Source organism: Cupriavidus sp. 01T418, from assembly GCF_056398885.1.
This window is the reverse complement of sequence record NZ_JBFTQG010000101.1, coordinates 1-2,758: the sequence shown is the minus strand read 5'-3', so window position 1 is coordinate 2,758 and position 2,758 is coordinate 1. Positions and strand designations below refer to the sequence as shown.

At 64.3% G+C, this 2,758-nt stretch carries 3 protein-coding genes; 2 read left to right on the top strand and 1 reads right to left on the bottom strand.

Annotated features, from left to right (window positions below; all coding sequences use genetic code 11):
- On the bottom strand, positions 1-388 hold a 388-nt coding region (locus AC1DQ3_RS36305; protein WP_477124917.1), incomplete at its 3' end, for an SDR family NAD(P)-dependent oxidoreductase.
- 242 nt (positions 389-630) lie between these two features.
- Here AC1DQ3_RS36305 and AC1DQ3_RS36300 point away from each other — a divergent pair.
- Both AC1DQ3_RS36300 and leuD read left to right on the top strand, forming a co-directional pair.
- Positions 631-2,040 carry a 3-isopropylmalate dehydratase large subunit gene (locus AC1DQ3_RS36300; protein ID WP_477124916.1) on the top strand — a complete coding sequence of 470 codons (1,410 nt, stop codon included), beginning with the start codon at positions 631-633 and terminating at the stop codon, positions 2,038-2,040.
- 37 nt (positions 2,041-2,077) lie between these two features.
- Positions 2,078-2,692: a 3-isopropylmalate dehydratase small subunit gene (leuD, locus tag AC1DQ3_RS36295; protein ID WP_477124915.1), complete on the top strand. Its 615-nt coding sequence runs from the start codon at positions 2,078-2,080 to the stop codon at positions 2,690-2,692.
- The last annotated feature ends 66 nt before the right edge of the window (positions 2,693-2,758 follow it).

Below are 2,758 nucleotides of genomic sequence, written 5' to 3'. Positions count from 1 at the left end.
CGGCGCCGAATGCCTGGCAAGTCCTGACGGCGCCATGCACATTGACATCCAGAATGCGCGTCCATTGGTCTTCCGTGCAGTCGAGAAAGCTGCGGCGAATCTGCAGACCGTGGCAATTGACCAGCAGATCGACGCCCCCGCTCCGCGCCAGTTCGGCAGCGGCAGCCTGCACGCTGGCGCGGTCCGTCACGTCGGTGCGAATGAAACGGGCATCCGCCTCCGGTGCCGCTGGCGCGCCGAGATCCAGCGACCAGACCTCGGCGCCCAAGGCACCGAGGTATTCGACGATGACAGAACCAATGGCGCCGCTCGCGCCTGTCACGACGGCTCGCTTGCCATCGAGCCGGCTGCCGGCCACCGCCGGATGGAGCAAGCTCGCGTCAGCCAAGGTGGAACTCCCTGCGGGGCAGTTGTCGAGCGAAGTGGGATGCGGAGCACGAAGCCATGAACATGTCGATTGGTTCAGCCAGATAGGCATTGATGCTAGCATATGTGTTGACACTTTGTGCGCGTCCCGGGCAAAATGCCCCTGTATCTTGGTAAGAGATACCGACACCAGCTCCTATAGTGTCAACACTTTTAAGCCACGGCGGATGCGCCGGTGACCTACTTTCACCATGGATTGGCCATATGCCCTCCCAAACCTTGATCGACAAGATCTGGAACACCCACCAGATCCGTACGGTGGACGAAGACCAGGCGTTGCTGCACATCGACCGTGTCGTGTTGCATGACCGTAGTGGCCCGCGGTCCCTGCGCCAACTGGATGAGGCCAAGCGCTCAGTGGCCAACGCGTCGCTGGTGCTGGGCACGATGGACCATGTCATCGATACGCACACGGGACGCGGCGATGCAACGCTGGCACCCGGAGGAACTGAATTCATTCAGCTGTTCCGCCGCTACGCGAAAAGCAGCGGCATCAGCGTCCTGGACATCGGCGACCCGGCCCAAGGCATCGCACACGTGGTATCGCCCGAACTCGGCTTTGCGCTGCCCGGCACGACCCTGGTCTGCGGCGACAGCCACACCTGCACGATCGGCGGACTGGGTGCACTGGCCTGGGGAGTCGGTGTCACGGAGACCTCGCATGCCCTTGCGACGCAGACTCTGGTACGGGCTTTTCCAAGGAAGATGCGGGTCACATTCGACGGCGTGCGCGGCCCCGGTGTCACGGCCAAGGACCTGGCGCTGGCGCTGATCGCGCACTTCGGTGCATCTGGCGGCGCCAACCATGTTATCGAGTTTGCAGGCGAAGCCGTTCGCGCGCTCACGGTGGAGGAGCGGCTCACACTTTGCAACATGGCCGTCGAGTTCGGCGCCTGGACCGGCATCGTCGCCCCCGACGACACGACCTTCCAGTGGCTGCACGGGCGGCGCTTTTCGCCGCGCGATGACCGGTGGGATCGCGCGGTCGCACACTGGCGTACGCTGCATTCGGACGCCGAAGCCCGCTGGGACGCCGCACTGAGCCTGGACCTGCGGCATGTCGCGCCGCAGGTCACGTGGGGCACATCGCCTGGGCAGGGAAGCGGCATCGACGGCTGTGTGCCCGACCCCGCCACCGCGGCCGACCACGCAACGCGCGCCTCGATGGTCGCCGCCATGCAATACATGGATCTGGAGCCTGGTCAGCCCTTGGCCGGCCTCCCGATCGACGCGGCCTTTATTGGCTCCTGCACCAACGCGCGCCTGAGCGATCTGAGAGCGGCTGCCCGCATCCTCGCGGGACGGAAAGTTGCCAGCGGCGTCAAGGCGATCGTCGTACCCGGCTCCTCGGCCGTGCGACGTGACGCCGAATCAGAGGGCCTGGACAAGATCTTCATGGAGGCCGGGTTCGAATGGCGTGAGTCGGGGTGCTCGCTGTGCTTCTATGCTGGGGGCGATTCGTTCGGAGACGCTCGACGAACGATCACTAGCACCAATCGAAATTTCGAGGGACGCCAAGGCCCCGGCGTGCGCTCGCACCTGGCGAGCCCCATCACGGTCGCGGCCTCCGCGATCGCAGGGCGGATCGCAGATCCGCGCCCCCTGCTTCGCTGACACGGCATGGATCTGGCAATTTATTCGGACCACCAATATGAAACCATTCACGACACTGCAAAGCATTGCTGCGCCGCTGTTTCGAACGAACATCGATACTGACACCATCATCCCTTCGCGTGAGATCAAGTCGTCACTGCGGTCTGGACTGGGGCCAAGCGCCTTCGCGGGATGGCGTTACCTCGGCACGTCGCGCGAACCCAATCCAGATTTCGTGTTCAACCAGCCTCGGTATGCTGGCGCGTCGATCCTGCTGGCCGATGAAAATTTTGGCTGCGGCTCGTCGCGCGAGGCAGCGGTATGGGCGCTGGAAGAGTTCGGTCTTCGCTGCATCATTGCGCCTTCGTTCGGCGCGATCTTCAAGGCCAATTGCCTTGCGAACGGCCTGCTGCCCGTGGTCCTCGACCGCGAAGTGGTTGCGGGGCTCACGGAACGCGCAGCCACCAGCGAGCTTAAGCTCGATGTGGACCTTGCGCGGCTGCGCGTCAGCGATGCACAGCGTGGCGACCACTGGAGCTTCGAGATTGCGGAGCGGGCGCAACGCATGCTGCTTGGCGGCCTGGACGAAATTGGCGTCACCTTGCTCATGCAAGACCAGATCGCCCAGTTCCAGCAGCGCGACCGCCGGCAGCGGCCCTGGATCTGGCTCTAGCGTTCGCCTCAGCAGCTGGGCAGCGCCGCGAGCACCTGTGCAACCGACCGGATGCGTCCGATCCGC